The organism is Pseudomonas sp. B21-028, assembly GCF_024749045.1.
Classification (GTDB): Bacteria; Pseudomonadota; Gammaproteobacteria; order Pseudomonadales; family Pseudomonadaceae; genus Aquipseudomonas.
In genome coordinates this window covers 5,242,194-5,260,736 of record NZ_CP087184.1, presented here as the reverse complement: position 1 = coordinate 5,260,736, position 18,543 = coordinate 5,242,194, and the positions used below count along the sequence as shown (strand labels likewise).

18 protein-coding genes are annotated in these 18,543 nt (G+C 62.8%); 6 read left to right on the top strand and 12 right to left on the bottom strand.

Translation table 11 applies throughout. The features are described from left to right. Positions 1–9: 9 nt before the first annotated feature. The 4 genes from ptsP to LOY35_RS22670 are packed head-to-tail and all read right to left on the bottom strand — an operon-like array spanning position 10 to position 5,421. On the bottom strand, positions 10–2,523 hold the full coding sequence (gene ptsP, locus LOY35_RS22685; RefSeq protein WP_258627457.1) for a phosphoenolpyruvate--protein phosphotransferase: 2,514 nt from the start codon (positions 2,521–2,523) through the stop codon (positions 10–12). Positions 2,524–2,549: 26 nt separating this feature from the next. After that, the gene (locus LOY35_RS22680) at positions 2,550–3,572 is read right to left on the bottom strand and encodes an SIS domain-containing protein (RefSeq protein ID WP_258627455.1); all 1,023 of its coding nucleotides are present in this window, start codon (positions 3,570–3,572) and stop codon (positions 2,550–2,552) included. Further along, positions 3,553–4,659 (bottom strand): N-acetylglucosamine-6-phosphate deacetylase, encoded by a 1,107-nt coding sequence (gene nagA / locus LOY35_RS22675; RefSeq protein WP_258627448.1) that lies wholly within the window; start codon positions 4,657–4,659, stop codon positions 3,553–3,555. Before nagA ends, LOY35_RS22680 begins: the two co-directional genes overlap by 20 nt. 30 nt (positions 4,660–4,689) lie before the next feature. Continuing rightward, positions 4,690–5,421, bottom strand: coding sequence for a GntR family transcriptional regulator (locus LOY35_RS22670; protein WP_047701283.1), 732 nt, complete (start codon positions 5,419–5,421; stop codon positions 4,690–4,692). Between the two features lie 1,483 nt (positions 5,422–6,904). On the opposite strand from LOY35_RS22670, the gene LOY35_RS22665 reads away from it, so the two are divergent. Then, a complete protein-coding gene (locus tag LOY35_RS22665; protein WP_258627446.1) occupies positions 6,905–7,264 on the top strand; it encodes a DUF6124 family protein in 360 nt (119 codons plus the stop codon). 269 nt (positions 7,265–7,533) lie between these two features. Here the strand turns inward: LOY35_RS22665 and LOY35_RS22660 are convergent, their stop codons facing one another. Continuing rightward, entirely contained in the window at positions 7,534–8,040 is a 507-nt protein-coding gene (locus LOY35_RS22660; RefSeq protein ID WP_258627444.1) for a murein L,D-transpeptidase family protein, read from the bottom strand. A 37-nt stretch (positions 8,041–8,077) separates the two neighbouring features. Beyond that, the gene (locus LOY35_RS22655; protein WP_258627442.1) at positions 8,078–8,629 is read right to left on the bottom strand and encodes an NUDIX hydrolase; all 552 of its coding nucleotides are present in this window, start codon (positions 8,627–8,629) and stop codon (positions 8,078–8,080) included. A gap of 145 nt (positions 8,630–8,774) precedes the next feature. Here LOY35_RS22655 and LOY35_RS22650 point away from each other — a divergent pair, with 145 nt between their 5' ends. From LOY35_RS22650 to LOY35_RS22640, 3 genes are read left to right on the top strand one after another with little or no spacing between them, the layout of a single operon-like run. Further along, positions 8,775–9,374 carry a CoA pyrophosphatase gene (locus tag LOY35_RS22650; RefSeq protein ID WP_258627440.1) on the top strand — a complete coding sequence of 200 codons (600 nt, stop codon included), beginning with the start codon at positions 8,775–8,777 and terminating at the stop codon, positions 9,372–9,374. A 14-nt stretch (positions 9,375–9,388) separates the two neighbouring features. After that, positions 9,389–9,913 carry a gamma carbonic anhydrase family protein gene (locus tag LOY35_RS22645; protein WP_024780898.1) on the top strand — a complete coding sequence of 175 codons (525 nt, stop codon included), beginning with the start codon at positions 9,389–9,391 and terminating at the stop codon, positions 9,911–9,913. Beyond that, positions 9,910–10,119: a DUF1289 domain-containing protein gene (locus LOY35_RS22640; protein ID WP_258627438.1), complete on the top strand. Its 210-nt coding sequence runs from the start codon at positions 9,910–9,912 to the stop codon at positions 10,117–10,119. The genes LOY35_RS22645 and LOY35_RS22640 overlap by 4 nt, the downstream gene beginning before the upstream one ends. Positions 10,120–10,295: 176 nt before the next feature. Here LOY35_RS22640 and LOY35_RS22635 read toward each other — a convergent pair whose 3' ends face one another. Next, entirely contained in the window at positions 10,296–10,928 is a 633-nt protein-coding gene (locus tag LOY35_RS22635) for a Pr6Pr family membrane protein (protein ID WP_258627436.1), read from the bottom strand. A 3-nt stretch (positions 10,929–10,931) separates the two neighbouring features. After that, positions 10,932–11,162 (bottom strand): VF530 family DNA-binding protein, encoded by a 231-nt coding sequence (locus tag LOY35_RS22630; RefSeq protein ID WP_024780901.1) that lies wholly within the window; start codon positions 11,160–11,162, stop codon positions 10,932–10,934. A gap of 417 nt (positions 11,163–11,579) precedes the next feature. Between LOY35_RS22630 and LOY35_RS22625 the strand changes: the two genes are divergently transcribed. Continuing rightward, entirely contained in the window at positions 11,580–13,994 is a 2,415-nt protein-coding gene (locus LOY35_RS22625; protein WP_258627435.1) for a glucose/quinate/shikimate family membrane-bound PQQ-dependent dehydrogenase, read from the top strand. Positions 13,995–14,230: 236 nt separating this feature from the next. On the opposite strand, the gene purT is transcribed toward LOY35_RS22625, so the two are convergent. The 4 genes from purT to LOY35_RS22605 form a co-directional block, all read right to left on the bottom strand. Continuing rightward, positions 14,231–15,412 carry a formate-dependent phosphoribosylglycinamide formyltransferase gene (gene purT / locus LOY35_RS22620; protein WP_258627433.1) on the bottom strand — a complete coding sequence of 394 codons (1,182 nt, stop codon included), beginning with the start codon at positions 15,410–15,412 and terminating at the stop codon, positions 14,231–14,233. Positions 15,413–15,514: 102 nt separating this feature from the next. Beyond that, positions 15,515–15,982, bottom strand: a complete 468-nt coding sequence (locus tag LOY35_RS22615; RefSeq protein WP_258627430.1) for a preQ0 transporter — start codon at positions 15,980–15,982, stop codon at positions 15,515–15,517. 252 nt (positions 15,983–16,234) lie between these two features. Beyond that, the gene (locus LOY35_RS22610) at positions 16,235–17,020 is read right to left on the bottom strand and encodes a siderophore-interacting protein (RefSeq protein ID WP_258627425.1); all 786 of its coding nucleotides are present in this window, start codon (positions 17,018–17,020) and stop codon (positions 16,235–16,237) included. Further along, positions 17,013–17,594, bottom strand: a complete 582-nt coding sequence (locus LOY35_RS22605) for a PadR family transcriptional regulator (protein WP_258627422.1) — start codon at positions 17,592–17,594, stop codon at positions 17,013–17,015. Before LOY35_RS22605 ends, LOY35_RS22610 begins: the two co-directional genes overlap by 8 nt. A 418-nt stretch (positions 17,595–18,012) precedes the next feature. On the opposite strand from LOY35_RS22605, the gene LOY35_RS22600 reads away from it, so the two are divergent. Continuing rightward, positions 18,013–18,498, top strand: coding sequence for a fimbrial protein (locus LOY35_RS22600; protein ID WP_258627420.1), 486 nt, complete (start codon positions 18,013–18,015; stop codon positions 18,496–18,498). The last annotated feature ends 45 nt before the right edge of the window (positions 18,499–18,543 follow it).

The window sequence follows — 18,543 nt, the reverse complement described above, 5'->3', positions numbered from 1 at the left end:
TCGACGTACTCAGCCCAGGGGCCAGTGTTGATGACAGGCCTGGCGCACCGCAGCGGCACTGCCCAGATTCAGCAATTCGGCGCTGAGACAGGCGCACTTGACGGTATCGAGGTCGCGCACTCGCGCCTTGATCTCGCCGATCTGCGCCGGGCTGACCGACAGTTCGCGCACGCCCAGCCCCACCAGCACCGGGGTCGCCAACGGATCGGAGGCCAGGGCGCCGCACACGCCGATCCAGCGCCGATGCCGGGCCGCGCCGGCGCAGGCCTGGGCGATCAGCCGCAGCAGTGCCGGGTGCAGGGCATCGACCCGGGCGGCGAGGCCGGCGTGGTCGCGGTCCATGGCGAGGGTGTACTGTGAGAGGTCGTTGGTGCCGATGGACAGGAAATCCGCGTGCTCGGCCAGTTGTTCGGCCAGCAAGGCGGCCGCCGGCACTTCGATCATCACCCCCAGTTGCGGACGTTCGCTCAGGCCCAACTCGTTGGCCAAGGCATCCAGGCGTCGGCGGATGTGCAGCAGTTCGTCGACTTCGGTGACCATCGGCAACAGGATCCGGCAGCGGTGCAGCGGACGGGTTTGCAGCAAGGCTCGCAATTGCTGGTCGAGCAACTCCGGGCGCACCTGGGCCAGGCGAATACCCCGCAGGCCCAGCACCGGGTTGGCTTCGCTTGGCAGCGGCAGGTAGTCCAGTTGTTTGTCGCCGCCGACATCGATGGTGCGGATGATCACCGGCTTGTCGCCCATGGCGTCGAGCACGGCTTGATAGCTTTGGCGCTGTTCTGCTTCGTCCGGGGCTGTGTGGCGGTCGACGAAGAGGAATTCGGTGCGCAACAGTCCCACGCCGTCGGCGCCGTTAGCCAGGGCCTCGGCCGCGTCGGCGCTGGAGGCGACGTTGGCCGCCACTTCGACAGTCACCCCGTCAACGGTTCGGGCCGGTGTGTGGGCGAGGGCGTGTTGTTGAGCGCGACGGGCGGCTCGCTGGGCGTGAGCCTGTTGCACCTGGGTCAGGCGCTCGGCGGTGGGTCGCAGTTCGAGACGGCCTTCGTCGGCGTCCAGTACCACTGACTGGCCTTGTTCCTGTTCCAACAATGCAGCGCCCAGCGCCACCAGGCACGGGATACCTTTGCCTCGGGCCAGGATAGCCACGTGGGAAGTGGCGCCACCCTCGGCCATGCACACGCCGGCCACGCCTTGGGCGCTGAGTTGCAGCAGGTCCGACGGGGTCAGTTCCTGGGCGGCGACAATCGCGTCCGCCGGCACGTCGAATTGCCAGGCTTCCCCCAGCAGTGCCCGCAGGACCCGCTGGCGCAGGTCACGCAGGTCGTTGGCGCGCTCGGCCAGCAGCGTGCTGCCCAATTGCTCCAGCACCCGGCATTGCACGTCGATGGACTGGCTCCAGGCGTGGGTAGCGGCGCTGCCCTGATCGATGCAGAGGTGGGCGGCGTCCAGCAGGATCGGGTCTTCCAGCAGCGCCAGATGGGCGCTGAAAATCGCTTCTTCGTCGTGGTTACGCCGGGCCCTGGCGTTGTCCAGGGTCAGGTGGATGTCACGGCTGACGTGGGCCAGGGCATGGCTCAGTTGCTGGCGCTGATCCTCGACGTCTTGGCCGCCCGCATCCTCCGGCAACTGAATGCCATTCAGCCGAACCAGCGGTCCGGCCACCAGTCCCGGGGCGGCGCACACGCCGTGCAGCACGCCGTCTTCGGCTGGACGGCCATGTGGTTTGAGCACAGGCGCTGCGGCGTGGGGTTCTTCGGAGAGAGCGGTGGACAAGGTTGTCAGTAACGCTTGCAGCGCCGCTTCGGCATCGTTGCCACGGCAGCTCACCTGCACTTCTGCCTGCTCGGTGATTGCAAGGCCCATCATCCCCATCAGGCTGTCGCAGGAGGCCGACTTGCCGCCGAAATGCAGCTGCGAGCGACTCTTGAAGCTCTGGGCGGTCTGGCGTATCAATGCCGCCGGCCGCGCGTGCAGACCGCCGCGATGGGCGATGCGGATCTGGCCGAAGACCTCGATGCCGACGTCCTGATGTTCGTCCGTTGACGAGCCGGTCGCCACGGCGACGATATGCAGCAGCGGCTCGCCGACCTTTACGCCCTTGAGGGTGACGGGGCGCGCCTGGAAATGCTCACCGTTGGTGATGACCAACAGGCTGACCAGGCTCTTGCAGTGCCGCGCCACTTTGTCCACGTCATAACGCAGCAAGGGCTGGCCGTTGCTGACCCGTGCGCCTTCCTTGACCAGCATGGAAAACCCGTCGCCACGCAGCTCGACGGTGTCCAGCCCCAGGTGCAGCAGCAGTTCGGCGCCATTGTCGGCCCGCAGGGTCACGGCGTGGTTGGTGCGGGCGACATGGATCACTTCGCCGTCACAGGGCGCGTAGAGGGTGTCGTTCAGCGGATCGATGGCGATCCCGTCGCCCATGGCGCCGCTGGCGAACACGGCGTCCGGCACGTTGGCGAGGGTGAGCACCGGGCCGCTGAGCGGGGCGCTGAGGGTCAACTCTTTATTATTGTTGGGCATGGCGCGCTCTCATCAGGCTTCGTTAGTCAGTGCGTACGGGTGACTTTGCTCAGGTGCCGCGGTTGGTCGGGGTTCAGGCCGCGGGCCACGGAGAGCTGGGCGGCCATCCCGTAAAAGCTCTGGATCGCCAGGATCGGGTCCAGGGCCGGGTGTTCGGCGCGGGTCAGGGTCAGGTCGCGTTCGGCGATGTCATCGGGCGCCGCCAGTAAGACCCGGGCGCCGCGCTGACGCATGTCGGCGGCCAGGCTCAACACGCCGGCCTGCTCGGCACCGCGAGGGGCGAAGACCAGCAGTGGGTAGTTCTCATCGATCAGCGCCATCGGCCCGTGGCGCACCTCGGCGCTGCTGAAAGCTTCGGCCTGGATCGCCGAGGTTTCCTTGAACTTGAGCGCCGCTTCCTGGGCGATGGCGAACCCGGCGCCACGGCCGATCACCATCAACCGCTGGCAAGTGCGCAGGGCCTCGACGGCGGCGCTCCAATCCTGGCGGGCGGCCTCGCGCAAGCCTTCGGGCAGGGCGCTGCCGGCTTCCAGCAATTCAGCGTCGTCTTTCCAGTGGGCCACCAACCGTGCGCTGGCGCTGAGGGTGGCGATGAAACTCTTGGTGGCGGCGACGCTGCTTTCGACACCGGCGCACAGCGGCACGCTGAACTCACAGGCAGCTTCCAGGGGCGAGTCGAGCGCGTTGACCAAGGCCACGCTCAAGGCCCCGCGCTTGCGCAACAGGCGCAGGCTGTTCACCAGGTCCGGGCTCTGTCCCGACTGGGAAAAACCGAATGCTACCTGGCCGCTGACCTTGAGCGGCGCTTGCTGCATGGTCACCACCGACATCGGCAACGACGCCACCGGCAAACCCAGTTGCTGCATGGTCAGGTAGGCGAAGTAGCTGGCGGCGTGGTCGGAACTGCCACGGGCAATGGTCATCGCCACTTGCGGCGGCTGACGGCGCAGGCGTCCGGCGATTTCCTGCAGGGCCGGGTCCAGTTGCTGCAACTGGCGTTCGACGGCTTCGCAGGCGGCGAGGGCTTCTTCAAGCATTTTGGAAGTCAATGGCTTCTCCTTCGACCATCACGTCGGTCAGGGTCAGGGAACGGTCAAAGCGCACGCAGTCGGCCCAGGCACCGGGTTGCAGGCGTCCGCGCTCGGGCAGGCCGAGGTAGTCGGCGGGAAACTGGGAGAGGCGCTGCGAGGCTTCAGCGATGGGCAGGCCGATTTTCACCAGGTTGCGCAAGGCCTGGTCCATGGTCAGGGTGCTGCCGGCCAGGGTGCCATCGGCCAGCCGCACGCCGCCCAGGCATTTGGTCACGGTGTGGCTGCCCAGCTTGTACTCGCCGTCGGGCATGCCCGCGGCGGCGGTGGAATCGGTGACGCAATACAGGCACGGGATCGAGCGCAAGGCCACGCGCATGGCGCCGGGGTGCACATGCAGCAGGTCCGGGATCAGCTCGGCATAGCGGGCGTGGGCCAGCGCCGCGCCGACAATCCCCGGCTCGCGGTGATGCAGCGGGCTCATGGCGTTGTACAGATGGGTGAAACTGCTGGCGCCGGCGGCCAGCGCGGCGACGCCTTCTTCGTAGCTGCCCAGGGTGTGGCCGATCTGCATACGCACGCCTCGGGCGCTGAGGGCGCGGATCAGCTCATCGTGGCCGGCGATCTCCGGGGCGATAGTGATCACCCGGATCGGCGCCAGGGCCAGATAGGCCTCCACTTCGACCATCAACGCGGTGTGAGCGAAGTTCGGTTGCGCGCCGAGTTTGCCGGGGTTGATGTAGGGGCCTTCCAGATGCACGCCGAGCATCCGGGCGCTGCCGCTGCGCCGTTGTTCACAGAACTCGCCCAGGGCCTTGAGCACACGGGTGATCTCTTCGCCCGGTGCGGTCATGGTGGTCGCCAGCAGCGACGTGGTGCCAAAGCGCACATGGGTGCGGGCAATGGTGTCGAACGCCGGGGCGCCTTCCATGATGTCCTTGCCGCCACCGCCGTGGACATGCAGGTCGATGAAGCCGGGCAGCAGGTAGGGCAGGTCGTTGTCGGCCGGATCGCAAGGCTGGCCTTCGACGGACACGACCTTGCCGTGGGCGTGGATCAGGCGGCCGCGAACCCAGCCATGGGCGGTGAGGATGTTGTCTTCGGACATGGGCAGTCTCTGATGTCTGGGGAGGCAGCGCTAGCGCCGGAGCTCGGCGACAAAGTCGTAGTAATCGTTGCGGCAATAGGTGTCGGTGACTTCGATGGGCGTGTTGTCCTCCAGGTAGCCGACCCGGGTCATCAGCAACATGGCGGTGCCCGGGGCGATGCCCACCAGGGCGGCGAACTCGTCCGAGGCATTGATCGCCTGGATGTGCTGCAGGGCGCGCACCACCGGTTTGCCGATGCTGTCGAGAAATTCGTAGAGCGAAGCGCCAATGGCCTGGGGCTTGGGGATGATGGCGGCGGGCAGGGTGCTCATCTCGATGGCCATGACCGTGTCGTCGGCCTTGCGCAGGCGCTTGAGCCGCGCGACCTTGTCGGTGGGCGACAGGCCCAGGCGGATCAGCTCTTCGTGGGTCGGCGGGGTGATCTCCCGTTCGAGCCACTGGGAACCGGGCACGAAACCCTTGAGCCGCAGCATTTCGCTGAAGCCGCTGAGGCGTGACAGCGGTTGTTCCAGGCGCGGGGTGATGAACGTGCCCGAGCCTTGGTTGCGGCGGATCAGGCCTTGTTCGAACAACACTTCCAGTGCCTTGCGGGCGGTGACCCGGGAAATGCCGAGTTGTTCGCTCAAGCTGCGTTCGGACGGCATGGCTTGTTCGGCTTTCCATTGGCCGGCGTGGATCGCGGCTTCCAGGTTGCGGGCCAGTTGCAGGTACAGCGGTGTGGCTTGGGTGTCGTCGGGGCGTAGGGCCTGGATGTCGTTCATGGGGTGTCCGATGCGGTTGTTGGGGTGTTGTCGCTCGGTGATGGGGTGGAAATTAATACCACTTGAATACCACGTCAATGTGGATGGCCTTTGGGTTTCTGGGATTGTCGGGGGGATTTTTGGGAGTGGATTTCAAGTGGTATTATTTTTGGTCGTTTTGGTGGAAGAGGACCGTAGCTGCTAAGGGGGGCTTTGGGGGAAGTGGTATTTGCGCTTTGGTGATGGGGGCTGGTTGGATTTATTTTTTATGCCGACCGGCGGTTGGGTTGAGGTGTGGTGTGTATATCCGTTGCTGCGGTAACGGCCACTGGTGATTCCGCCCTTACGGCGGGTTACTTTGGCAAACGCCCCAAAGTAACCAAAGGTCTGTGCCCCACCACTCGGCACCTCGCCTAGGCTCGGTGTGCCCTCACTCCGGCATTGCTCCGTGGGCCCGCCGCGAAGGGCCATCCATGGCCCAGAGCGGCTAACCCGGCATCCATGCCGGGTTGCCCACTACGCAATACCTGCGTTCGGCCAGCGTGGTTAACGGGGCGTGAAGATCAAAAGCAAAAGCAAAGCAAAGCAAAGCAAAAGCAAAAGCAAGGCGGCCTTGCCGCCGACCTGCTTTTTGAGCGCACGCGTTCCCCTGTGGGAGCGAGCCTGCTCGCGATGGCGTCGGTTCATGCAGCACTTTTCAAACTGGCCCACCGCTATCGCGAGCAGGCTCGCTCCCACAATTGATCGGGGACAGCGGAAAAAGATAGGTCGCCTTCGCGAGCAAGCTTTGCTCCCACAAGTGGATTCAGGTACAGCCGGAAAAGTCAGGCCGGCCACTAGGCCGCCTCGCTTTTGCTTTTGCTTTTGCTTTTGATCTTGATCTTAGACGCCCCGTAAACCACAAGGGCCGAACGCAGGCGTTGCGTAGTGGGCAATCCGGCATGGATGCCGGATTAGCCGCGCTGGGCCATGGATGGCCCTTCGCGGCGGGCCCACGGAGCAACGCCGGAGTGAGGGAACACCTCGCCTTGGCGAGGTGCCCAGTGGTGGGGCAAAGCGCTTTTGGTTACTTTTGGCGCTCTTCCAAAAGTGACCCGCCGTAAGGGCGGAACCCTTAGTGGCCGTTACCGAAGAAATGGATATACACACCTACTGGCATTTGCAGGCGATTGAAATCATCAGCGATCTATCGCGCGGTCTGTCAGACGCACCGAAGTTTCCGACAAGTTTTTAAGGTTGTCCCTCGGAAACGGTGGCTCTAGCCTGTGGGTGTCGCTGCCAATTCAGCGACCGGATTTGACCGTCCGAGAATCTAGACGCGCCAGCGTTCCAAGACCTAGTTCAGGCGTTTTTCTTTCGTCTGAGGTATCGTGTCGCGGCGGCTGTGCGTGGGACGTCTTCGGACGTGCCGGATTCCTGATTCCCGGTCGGTCAACCCGCGTACAGCTGCCACTTTTTGTTTGACCGCAGAAGGTTGGTAGCTCCACCGAATCAGGAGCTGCACATGATCAAAGAAACCCCAAACCCTCCAAAACCCACCTCCACCTTCCCCTACGGTGACTACGTCCCCGAAAAACTCCAGGAGGCCGGCGACCGTGCGCTGGACTACTACCTCAAGCCTGACGACAGCGACCCAGCCCCCGAACCCACATCGCAGCTGTTCATCGTGGCAGACAGCGTCGACACCGAAGTCCTGCTAGCCAACCTCAGCGAAACCCTGGCTTCGGCCAATGCCATGCTCAGCGACCTGGCCTTCGATCTTGACGGCTCGCGGCGGCATGTGGCGCTGGGGGTGGCGCAGATGATTGAGTTGGGCGCGCTGTTGGCGGACAAGGCGCTGGATCGGGTGGAGCTACGGGCTTGATGGCGTAAGGACCGGCGCCATCGCGAGCAGGCTCGCTCCCACAGGGAGGTGTTCACAGATGTGTGGACCCCCTGTGGCGAGGGGATTTATCCCCGCTGGGGCGCGCAGCGGCCCCAAAGCAAGCGACTCAATCTGCCTGACGCACCGGGTTGTTTGGCTTTAGGGCCGCTGCGCAGCCCAACGGGGATGAATCCCCTCGCCACAAAAGCCCTCATGTCGCAACAAGGCTTCCATGCCTCAACAAGCGCTTGCCGCATAAGAGACAGACGCTACGGCCGGATCTCGATCATCGTGCCATCCGGCACCAGGTTCCAGACTTCGCGCATGTCCACATTGCGCATGGCAATGCAGCCATTGGTCCAGTCCAGGGTGTGGAACAGCTGTTCAGGGTTTTCTTCGCTGTCCGGTGTGCCGTGGATCATGATCATGCCCCCAGGGTCCACGCCTTCGCGTCGGGCGCGGGCAGCATCGCTGATGTTGGGGTAGGAGATGTGCATCGACAGGTTGAAACGGTCACTGACCTTGCGCCAGTCGATCCAGTAGAAACCTTCAGGGGTGCGCTTGTCGCCTTCGATCAGCTTGGGGCCTTTCTTGGCGCCCCTGCCGAGGGATATACGATAGGTCTTGAGCGGTTTGCCGTCGCTGATCAATTGCAACTGATGGGCGGACTTGAGTACCAGCACCTTTTCGATGGGCTTGCCGTCGTATGCTCCCACCGCAGAAGCCTGGGACACAGCAGCGAACGACAAGCAGAACAGCACAAGCAACCAGCGCATTGAAATATCCCTAGGGGCGTCGTGACGATATGGTTTTTCAGGTCCTGGCAGGCTGAGCCAGCGGCGGGATCGATTCGGATCGCACCGGGTAATGCTCGGTGCGTCGGTCAGCATAAAAATATTCCAGGGTCCGGCCCACCGTACGAAAAGCCAGTTCGTCCCAGGGAATGTCCGCTTCTTCGAACAGCTTCACTTCCAGGCTCTCGGGTCCGGCGGCGAAATCCTCGTCCACCAGCTCGGCGCGGAAGAATACATGGACCTGGCTGATGTGCGGTACGTCGATCAACGTATAGATGCTTAAATTTCGCACCCGGGCGCAGGCTTCCTCGGCGGTTTCGCGCTCGGCGGCCTGTTCGATGGTTTCACCGTTTTCCATGAAGCCCGCCGGCAGTGTCCAGTAACCGCGTCGCGGCTCGATGGCGCGTCGGCACAGCAGGACTTTGCTGCCCCAGGTCGGTACGCAACCGGCCACGATGTTGGGGTTCTGGTAGTGGATGGTGTGGCAGGTGTCGCAGACAAAGCGCAGGCGCGAGTCGCCTTCGGGTATGCGCTGGGTCACCGGGTTACCGCACTGGCTGCAGAATTTCATGCTTGGGTTCCTGAATGCTGCGCCTATCTTGGCGTGCGGGACGGGTGTCGGCAAGTTGTCGTTTCGCGACACGTCGCCGTCCGGGGGTTGGGCCGCTTGAACGATTGGTGCATGATGCAAGGTAGCGAATAAATCGAGAAGTCTCATGCTGGACGAGCTACTGCATCGAGTAAGCAACCATATCCCGCGTGACCTGCAGGCCGACCGACGTTTCCCTGAAGCCGCGGTACTGGTGCCGATCACCCGCAGTGACGAGCCGGAGCTGGTACTGACCTTGCGCGCCAGCGGGCTCTCGACCCATGGCGGCGAAGTGGCTTTCCCCGGTGGGCGGCGCGACCCGGAGGACCCGGACCTGGTGTTCACCGCCCTGCGTGAAGCCGAAGAGGAAATCGGCTTGCCCCCCGGTCTGGTGGAAGTGATCGGCCCTCTCAGCCCGTTGATTTCGCTGCATGGCATCAAGGTCACGCCTTATGTCGGGGTGATTCCGGATTTCGTCGAGTATCACGCCAACGATGCCGAGATCGCCGCGGTATTCAATGTACCGCTGGAGTTTTTCCGCAAGGATCCCCGCGAACACACCCATCGCATCGATTACCAGGGCTGCAGTTGGTACGTGCCCAGCTACCGTTTTGGCGAGTACAAGATCTGGGGCCTGACGGCGATCATGATCGTCGAGCTGGTGAACCTGCTGTTCGACGCCGGCACCGACCTGCACAAACCACCCAGAAGCTTCATCAATACCTGAGCCCGAGGATCCTCATGAAATACCGCCTGGGCGATGCCCGTGTCGAAACCCACCCACAGAGCTGGGTCGCGCCCAACGCCACGCTGGTGGGCAAGGTCCGCCTCGAAGAAGGCGCCAGCGTCTGGTTCAACGCCGTGCTGCGCGGCGATAACGAGTTGATCCTGATCGGCAAGGACAGCAACGTGCAGGACGGCACGGTGATGCACACCGACATGGGCTTCCCACTGACCATCGGCACTGGCGTGACCATTGGCCATAACGCCATGCTCCACGGTTGCACGGTGGGGGATTACAGCCTCATCGGCATCAATGCAGTGATTCTCAACGGCGCGAAGATCGGCAAGAACTGCATCATTGGCGCCAACGCGCTGATCGGCGAAAACAAGGAAATCCCCGACGGTTCGCTGGTGATGGGCTCGCCTGGCAAGGTCGTGCGGGAATTGACCGAGGCGCAGAAGAAAATGCTCGAGGCCAGTGCGGCGCATTACGTCCACAACGCGCAGCGCTACGCCCGCGACCTGGCCGAGCAGGAATCATGAACAACGCCGAACGCCCGGTGCCCTCGCCCTGCGTGAACATTTGCTCGCTGGACGATGACGACGTCTGCACCGGCTGCCAGCGCACCGTGTCCGAGATCACCCGTTGGCGCAGCATGGACAACGATGAACGGCGTAGCGTATTGGCCTTGTGTCATGAGCGGGCGAAGGTCAGTGGGTTGGTGTGGATGTTGCCGGGAAGGTCTTGAGTACAAGTCCCCTGTGGCGAGGGGATTCATCCCCGCTGGGCTGCACAGCAGCCCCAAGATCAGGCGACTCGGTGAGTCAGGCAGATTGAGTTCACAGTGATGGGGCTGCTATGCAGCCCAGCGGGGATAAATCCCCTCGCCACAGGGGCGGTAGCCACAGAGGCAGTAGCAGTCTTCTAATGCCGTTGCCCCATCCACCGATCCAACCCCACCATCCCCAGCGCAATCCCGACAAACCCCAGCAATATCCCCCCGGCGTTGATGAACACCTGTGGATAACCCAAGTTTGCCACGTCGATGAAAGGGTAGGGGTACGCCCCCAGGAAACTCCCCCGCAACAGGACATGGGCGAAATACACCACGGGGTAAATCACCCAGAGCCCGATATGCCACAGGCGCAGGGTGCCTTTGGGCACGCACCGCCACCAATAGGCGATGAACAGCAGTGGCATCACGTCGTGTAGCAACTCGTCGGCCACGAACTGCCAGCCTTCGGGTTGCCAGAGATGGCGCAGCAGCAGGTTATAAGCCAGGCCGACCAGGGCGATGCTCACGGCGATTCCGCTGCTGACGGCGGGCCGCAGGAACCAGCGCCGGGCGGCCGATTCGCGGCGGGTCACTTCGCAGGTCAACACCACGGCCACCAGGGTGTTGGTCAGCACGGTGAAGAAGCTGAAGACATTCACCAGGCCGCCCAGCAGGCTCGCACCCAGTTCCCAGCGCCCCAACAGAACCAAATACAGCTGGATGCTCAATCCCGCCCAGCCCAGCAGCGCCGCCACCGATACGAAGCGCTGTCGAAGGTTCATGATTCAGACCGGCCGCTTGGTACGCATCAGCTTGATATACAGCCGCTCGACTTTCTCCCGCGCCCACGGGGTCTTGCGCAGGAAAGTCAGGCTCGATTTGATGCTCGGGTCGCTCTTGAAGCAACGGATATCGATGCGTTCGGCCAGGCCCGACCATTCGTAGTGCTGCACCAGGGCGTTGAGGATTTGCTCCAGCGTCACGCCGTGCAGGGGGTTGTTGTGCTGTTCGGTCATGGAGGTATTTGCGTGAAGGGAATAGGCGCGCACCTTAGCCGAGGTGCCCATGGGTTGGAAGTCTAGTGGCAACACTGTTACCGGATTCGAAAAGATTCATGTCGGTAAAAGCGCTTTCTCTATCGGGAGCGGGACATTATTCTTGCGCCGCTTGCTGAAACGGTTCTTCTGACGTACCAGAATCTTGGAAGATAGCGCTGTCTTGCCCTGCAGTCCCATGTGGGAGCGAGCCTGCTCGCGATGGCGGCGGATCAGCCAACACGCTTGTTGAAGGTGACGCCGCCATCGCGAGCAGGCTCGCTCCCACAAGGGCTTGCTACTAACTGATCAGCTTTTTACTGAACCATGCCTGCACAGGATCGTCATCTACAGTGATTACTTGCGCGGGACTCCTTAAATATCACGGAGAATCACACTATGAGCACTGAAGGTGCTTCGAATCGAGGCCGTCTGCTACCGAGTCTGCTCGGCATTCTGCTTCTATTGATGGGCCTGGCCCTGTTGGCCGGCGGGGTCAAGCTGAGCACGCTTGGCGGTTCGTGGTATTACCTGCTGGCCGGGATCGGCCTGGCACTGACCGGCGTGCTGCTGATCATGGCCCGCGGTGCGGCCCTGGGCCTGTACGCGCTGGTGCTGTTCGCCAGTACGGTATGGGCCTTGTGGGAAGTGGGCCTGGATTGGTGGCAACTGGTACCGCGCCTGGCGATGCTGTTCGCCCTGGGCATCGTCATGTTGTTGCCATGGTTCCGCCGTCCGCTGCTGACGGCCGACGCATCTCCCATGGGCACCCGCGCATTGGGCGCCGCCGTGGTCATCGCCGGTGTCGCGGCGCTTGCCAGCCAGTTCACCAACCCGGGTGAAATCAAGGGGCAGTTGGACCGCGACAACGTCGCGGGCATGGCCAACACCGCACCGGCAATGCCCGACGGCGACTGGAACTCCTATGGCCGCAGCGCCCATGGCGACCGTTATTCGCCGCTGGCGCAGATCACGCCGCAGAACGTCAGCAAGCTGGTTCCGGCCTGGACCTATCGCACCGGCGACCTGCCGGGGCCGAACGACCCGGGCGAGACGACCGCTGAAAACACCCCGTTGAAAGTCAACGGCATGCTCTACGTGTGCACGCCCCACAGTCAGGTGATTGCCCTGGAGCCTGAAACCGGCAAGGAAATCTGGCGTTTCGATCCGAAGCTTTCCACGCAGAAGGCGGAAAACTTCAAGGGTTGGGCCCACATGACCTGCCGTGGCGTGAGCTATCACGATGACGCCGTGTACGCCTCTGCCGAGCAGAGCCCCACCGGTACTGCCAGCACCACGCCGGCCAGCACCGTGTGCCCGCGCCGGATCTTCCTGCCGACCGCCGACACCCGTCTGATCGCCCTCAACGCCGACACCGGCAAGATGTGCGAAGACTTCGGGGATAAAGGCCAGGTCGACCTGACCGCCAACATCGGTGGCTTCACCGCGGGGGGGTACTACTCCACCTCGCCTCCGGCCGTCACCCAGAACCTGGTGGTGATCGGCGGCCACGTCACCGACAACGTTTCCACTGACGAGCCAAGTGGCGTCATCCGCGCTTACGACGTGCACACCGGCAAACTGGTATGGAACTGGGACAGCGGCAACCCGGACGACACCACGCCGATTGCCGAGGGCCAGACCTACACCCGCAATTCGCCGAACATGTGGTCCATGTTCAGCGTCGATGAAAAACTCGGCATGCTCTACCTGCCGATGGGCAACCAGACTCCCGACCAGTTCGGTGGCCTGCGTACCCCGGAATCGGAAAAATACTCCGCCGGCCTGACCGCGCTGGACATCGCCACCGGCAAGGTGCGCTGGTACTTCCAGTTCACCCATCACGACCTGTGGGACATGGACGTCGGCGGTCAACCGACCCTGATGGACATGAAGACCGCCGACGGCGTGAAGCCGGCCGTACTGGCTTCGACCAAACAGGGCAGCATCTACGTGCTGGACCGCAGCAACGGCCAGCCGATCATCCCGATCAAGGAGATCCCGGTGCCGCAAGGTGCGGTGGAAGGCGACCACACCTCGCCGACCCAGCCGATGTCCGACCTGAACTTCGTGCCGCCGGTCCTCAAGGAACGCGACATGTGGGGCGTGACGCCATTCGACCAGATGCTCTGCCGGATCGACTTCAAGTCGCTGCGCTATGACGGCATGTTCACGCCGCCGTCGCTGCAGGGTTCCATCGTTTACCCGGGTAACTTCGGGGTATTCGACTGGGGCGGTATCTCGGTTGACCCGGTGCGCCAGATCGCCTTCGTCAACCCGAGCTACATGGCGTTCAAGTCGAAGCTGGTACCGGCGGCCGAAGTGGCCGGTGGTCCGGGTCGCAAGAGCGAAACCGAAGGCGTGCAGCCGAACAAGGGCGCGCCCTATGGCGTGATCCTCGAAGCGCTGCTGTCGCCCATGGGCCTGCCCTGCCAGGCACCGGCCTGGGGCTATGTGGCCGCAGTCGACCTGACCAACAACAAGACCCTGTGGAAACACAAGAACGGCACCGTGCGTGACAGCTCGCCGGTGCCGATCCCGCTGAGCATGGGCGTACCGAGCCTGGGCGGCACGTTCACCACCGCCGGTGGCGTGGCGTTCCTGAGCGGCACCCTCGACCAGTACCTGCGTGCCTATGACGTGAAAAACGGCAAGCAACTGTGGGAAGGCCGCCTGCCCGCTGGCGCCCAGACCACGCCGATGACCTACACCGGCAAGGACGGCAAGCAATACGTGCTGGTCGTTGCTGGCGGTCATGGTTCCCTGGGCACCAAGCAAGGTGACTATGTGATCGCGTACAAACTGCCGGATTAAGCCTGACCGGCGCTCATGAAAAAGGCGACGCCCTTGCGGGTGTCGCCTTTTTCATTGCCACACTGTTCTGTGACAAGAGATTCATCTGTGGAAGGACATTATCTGTGGCGAGGGGATTTATCCCCGCTGGGCTGCGAAGCAGCCCCAAACCCAGCCGACCCGATGGGTCAGACAAATTTAATCCACAGTAATGGGAGCGGGGATAAATCCCCTCGCCACAGGGGCTTTGCGCAGCCTTAGAGTTCGATCTTCACCGCCTGCGAAGCCCGGGTCGCCTTGGCGCGGGCGGCTTCGATGGATTCGTCGCGGGCCAGGGCCACGCCCAGGCGGCGTTGGCCGTTGACCTCCGGTTTGCCAAACAGACGCAGCGCGGTGTCCGGCTCGCTCAGGGCGACGCCCAGGTTGGCGAAAGCGGTCTGGGTTGACTGGCCTTCCACCAGGATCACCGCCGACGCCGACGGGCCGAACTGACGGATCAGCGGGATCGGCAGGCCGAGGATGGCGCGGGCGTGCAGGGCGAACTGCGACAGGTCCTGGGAAATCAGCGTTACCAGCCCGGTGTCGTGTGGGCGCGGAGAGACTTCGCTGAACCACACCTGATCGCCCTTGATGAACAGCTCGACGCCGAACATCCCACGTCCGCCGAGGGCCTCGGTCACGGCCTTGGCGACGCGCTCGGATTCGGCCAGTGCCGCCGGGCTCATGGCCTGGGGCTGCCAGGATTCCTGGTAATCGCCTTTCTCCTGGCGGTGACCGACCGGCGCGCAGAAGGTGGTGCCGCCGATATGACGCACGGTCAGCAAGGTGATTTCGTAGTCGAAGTCGATAAAGCCCTCAATGATCACCCGGCCCTTGCCGGCGCGGCCGCCTTCCTGGGCGTAGTCCCAGGCTTTCTGCACGTCGTCGCTGCCGCGCAGCAGGCTCTGGCCTTTGCCCGACGAGCTCATCACCGGCTTGACCACGCACGGGAAACCGAGGGTTTCAACGGCCTTGCGGTAGTCTTCCACGGTGTCGGCGAAGAAGTACGGCGAGGTCGGCAAGCCCAGCTCTTCGGCGGCCAGGCGGCGGATGCCTTCGCGGTTCATGGTCAGCTGCGCGGCGCGGGCGGTGGGGATCACGGTGAAGCCTTCGGCTTCCAGTTCCACCAGGGTGGCGGTGGCGATGGCTTCGATTTCCGGCACGATGAAGTGCGGTTTCTCGGCCTCGATCACCGCACGCAGGGCGGCGCCGTCGAGCATGTTGATCACATGGCTGCGATGGGCCACTTGCATGGCCGGCGCGTTGGCGTAGCGATCCACGGCGATCACTTCCACGCCCAGGCGCTGCAATTCGATTACCACTTCCTTGCCCAGTTCGCCGCTGCCACACAACAAAACGCGGGTCGCGGTGGGCGACAAGGGAGTTCCGATACGGGTCATCTGAAGGTCCTCAAACAGGAGCGGATCATCGAGGGTTGCGCGCCGGGCGAGCTTCCCATAGGGAGAAAGCGCGGCATTTTACATGAACCACGGGGTTTGGCTTCAGCCGGCGACGGCCTGTTTGCGCAAACGCCAGGCCATGATCAGCCAGACGGCGGTGACCCCGGCGAATTTCGAGGCCAGGGCGGTGATCACCACGGGTGGGGTCAGGGCGTCGATCAGGCCGAAGAAAATGAAGGTGTCGAGGGGAATGCTCAGCGCCGAGCTGATCCACAACCGATCATGCAGCGGACGCTTGGTGATCGTGAACACCAGCCAGTCGATGCACTCGGACACCGCAAACGCTGTGGCGCTGGCCAGGGCGATGGTCGGGTCCGAAGTAACGTAGGACAACACCAGCGCCGCCAGCATCGCCGCGATGGCGCCATGGCCGAACCGGGTCTGCACCATGTCCCGCAGGATAAACACCAGGCCACCCCAGGCCGACCAGATGATGTCCAGGTGCGGTGCGGCGGAAAAGGCGAAATTGATCAGCACGACGCTGGCGATGTAGGCGATCAGGAAAAGCATGGAATACCTGGTTCAGTAAGTAGTAACGGCAACGATAATTCTGTGGCAGGAGGGCATCTGTGGCGAGGGGATTTATCCCCGTTGGGCTGCGAAGCAGCCCCATCACTGTAGTCTCAATCTGCCTGACACCCCGAGTTGGCTGGGTTCAGGGCTGCTACGCAGCCCAGCGGGGATAAATCCCCTCGCCACAGATGAATCTGCCTTGCCACAGATGAATCTGCCTTGCCCTGGCAGGCCGGGTTTGTCAGAGGATTACTCCTCCTCGTTATCATCCGCCTTCCAGTAGCCCACCGCCTTCACAAAGTCCTGATCCAACCCTTTCTCTTCCAGCAACACCTTGCGAATCTGCCGCGCCACCTTGCTTTCGGTGGCGACCCAGGCGTACAGCTTGCCGCCAGGCACTTCCAGTTGGCGCACGGTGGTCAGCAGGCTGTCCTGGCGACCTTCGCGCAGCACCCAGATCACGTGGACCTGGGCCGGGCTTTGCAGAACCTGCTGTTCGGCACCGTTTTCCACCTCCACGACCACCAGCGCCCGGCGGTTGGGCGCCAGGCCTTCGAGGCGGCGGGCGATGGCGGGCAGGGCGGTTTCGTCGCCGATCAGCAGGTAGCTGTCGAAGATGTCCGGCACGATCATCGAGCCCCGTGGCCCGCCGATGTGAAGGGATTGTCCAGGCTCGGCCTGGGCCGCCCAGGTCGAGGCGGGGCCGTCGCCATGGAGCACGAAATCGAGGTCCAGTTCCAGGGTCTCCAGGTCGTAGCGGCGTGGGGTGTAGTCGCGCATTTGCGGCAGAGAACCCTGGGCCTTTCCGGCGCTGGGGTCGAAGGTCTCCAGGGCGGCCCGTTCCTCGGCGTTCTGGGGGAAAAACAGTTTCACGTGATCATCCGTGCCCAGGCTGACGAACCCGGTCAGTTCCGGCCCGCCGACGGTGATGCGGCGCATGCGCGGTGTCAGGTCCACCACCCGCAGCACTTGCAGGCGACGGCGCTTGATCTCGTGGCTGACACGGTGAATGGTGCTTGGATCGATTTCAGTCATCGCTTGACTCCGAAACAGGTGGACGGGTGGGGCCGTCAATGATGGCTTTGGCGGTGTCGTTGAGCAGGTCGCGTATCCGCAGGATTTCTTCCGGGCTCCAGCGGTCCTGGTGCCTCTGCAGGGCACGACGCAGGTTACCCACCGCTTCGTGGATTTCAGCCGGTCGATCCTGCTCGCGCAGGATGCGCTTGCTGGCTTCAATGCGCATCCGCACGCCCTCCAGCGCCTCGGCCTGGTCGTGAAGGAACAGGCGTCCGGCATCGGTTGCGCTGTAGCATTTTTTCCCGCCCTCGGCGTCCCCGCTGACCATCTTACTCATTTCCAGGTGGGTCAGGGTGGGGTAGATCACGCCGGGACTCGGGGTGTAGGCGCCGTCGAACATGGCCTCGATCTGGCGAATCAGTTCATAACCGTGACAAGGCTTTTCGGCGATCAGTGCCAACAGCAGCAACTTCAGGTCGCCGGCGGCGAACACCCGTGGACCGCGCCCACCGCGCTCACGACCGGGCGGGCGCCGTTCGAAGCCATCGCGATAGTCTTGTTCGCGAATGGGAGAGGAATAAGGAACTGTCATCTATCTGCTCTCTGTTCTGCATAAATAGAACCGAGATATATCTTTGACTTCAGATATATCATCGACTATAGATATATCTTTGTTAAAAGATATATCTCGGTTGCGTCATACTTGAAATGAAACAAGACCTTACCTGAATAACTTATGGGTGCGGGACGAAACCGGATGGGCGTCTGGGTGTTTTAACCGCAACTAGTGAGAATGTCGGAAGTCTCTTACATTCAAAGTCACGCTTTATCGAAAATCGCGTATTTTTCGTTGTTTCGCATGCGTGATTTACTACATGACTCTGCGAACTTTCCTGCTTATTTTTAATTAAAGAGCGACGATCATGCACCGGCGTTGAAGGAGCACGCCAAGCTGTATTGGTGTGCAACTTCGGCCCTTCTCTCTTTATTGCTATGAACAGGTGTTAACAATGCTCATGAAAATCGTAACCGCCGCTTCCCTGACCGCTGCGGCCCTGAGTTCTTCGCTGGCCTTCGCTGCCGATGATGCACGTTCGGCGATCCACATCACCGCGAATATCCCGACCATGCAGTTCCATGTGCAGCCACGCGACGGGAACTGGGGTAAGGACGAGACCATGACCTACAACACGGTCAACGGCACCCTGACTTCGCTGCGTCAGACCTACGACGTGAAGAACACCGACGGTTCGGTCAATGCCTACATCGAAGGCGGCCCGGCTTCGCTGTACAACGGTAGCGATGCCATCGCCCTGACCACCTCCTTCAACGGCGTCACACTGACCGCCCAGTCCCAGGAGGTGGTGGACGATGCAACCTCCACTCCAGGTACCCAGGCCGAGATGACCATCACCCCGGCCAAGCCGCTTGCGACCCAGAATGGCGTGTACACCGCCGACATGACCGTCATCTTCGACGCCGTGCCGCGCCCGTAAGGCTATTCGTTGTCCGGTGAGCCTCACCTCGCTGGCAGCAGGCCG

Excerpts from the sequence above, each read along its gene's own strand:
- ptsP (WP_258627457.1), bottom strand. The coding sequence starts at position 2,523 with ATGCCCAACAATAATAAAGAGTTGACCCTCAGCGCCCCGCTCAGCGGC.
- LOY35_RS22645 (WP_024780898.1), top strand. The coding sequence starts at position 9,389 with ATGAAATACCGCCTGGGCGATGCCCGTGTCGAAACCCACCCACAGAGC.
- LOY35_RS22660 (WP_258627444.1), bottom strand. The coding sequence starts at position 8,040 with ATGCGCTGGTTGCTTGTGCTGTTCTGCTTGTCGTTCGCTGCTGTGTCC.
- LOY35_RS22615 (WP_258627430.1), bottom strand. The coding sequence starts at position 15,982 with ATGCTTTTCCTGATCGCCTACATCGCCAGCGTCGTGCTGATCAATTTC.
- LOY35_RS22610 (WP_258627425.1), bottom strand. The coding sequence starts at position 17,020 with ATGACTGAAATCGATCCAAGCACCATTCACCGTGTCAGCCACGAGATC.
- LOY35_RS22670 (WP_047701283.1), bottom strand. The coding sequence starts at position 5,421 with ATGAACGACATCCAGGCCCTACGCCCCGACGACACCCAAGCCACACCG.
- LOY35_RS22605 (WP_258627422.1), bottom strand. The coding sequence starts at position 17,594 with ATGACAGTTCCTTATTCCTCTCCCATTCGCGAACAAGACTATCGCGAT.
- LOY35_RS22600 (WP_258627420.1), top strand. The coding sequence starts at position 18,013 with ATGCTCATGAAAATCGTAACCGCCGCTTCCCTGACCGCTGCGGCCCTG.
- LOY35_RS22625 (WP_258627435.1), top strand. The coding sequence starts at position 11,580 with ATGAGCACTGAAGGTGCTTCGAATCGAGGCCGTCTGCTACCGAGTCTG.
- LOY35_RS22650 (WP_258627440.1), top strand. The coding sequence starts at position 8,775 with ATGCTGGACGAGCTACTGCATCGAGTAAGCAACCATATCCCGCGTGAC.
- LOY35_RS22630 (WP_024780901.1), bottom strand. The coding sequence starts at position 11,162 with ATGACCGAACAGCACAACAACCCCCTGCACGGCGTGACGCTGGAGCAA.
- LOY35_RS22665 (WP_258627446.1), top strand. The coding sequence starts at position 6,905 with ATGATCAAAGAAACCCCAAACCCTCCAAAACCCACCTCCACCTTCCCC.
- LOY35_RS22655 (WP_258627442.1), bottom strand. The coding sequence starts at position 8,629 with ATGAAATTCTGCAGCCAGTGCGGTAACCCGGTGACCCAGCGCATACCC.
- LOY35_RS22640 (WP_258627438.1), top strand. The coding sequence starts at position 9,910 with ATGAACAACGCCGAACGCCCGGTGCCCTCGCCCTGCGTGAACATTTGC.
- nagA (WP_258627448.1), bottom strand. The coding sequence starts at position 4,659 with ATGTCCGAAGACAACATCCTCACCGCCCATGGCTGGGTTCGCGGCCGC.
- LOY35_RS22635 (WP_258627436.1), bottom strand. The coding sequence starts at position 10,928 with ATGAACCTTCGACAGCGCTTCGTATCGGTGGCGGCGCTGCTGGGCTGG.
- purT (WP_258627433.1), bottom strand. The coding sequence starts at position 15,412 with ATGACCCGTATCGGAACTCCCTTGTCGCCCACCGCGACCCGCGTTTTG.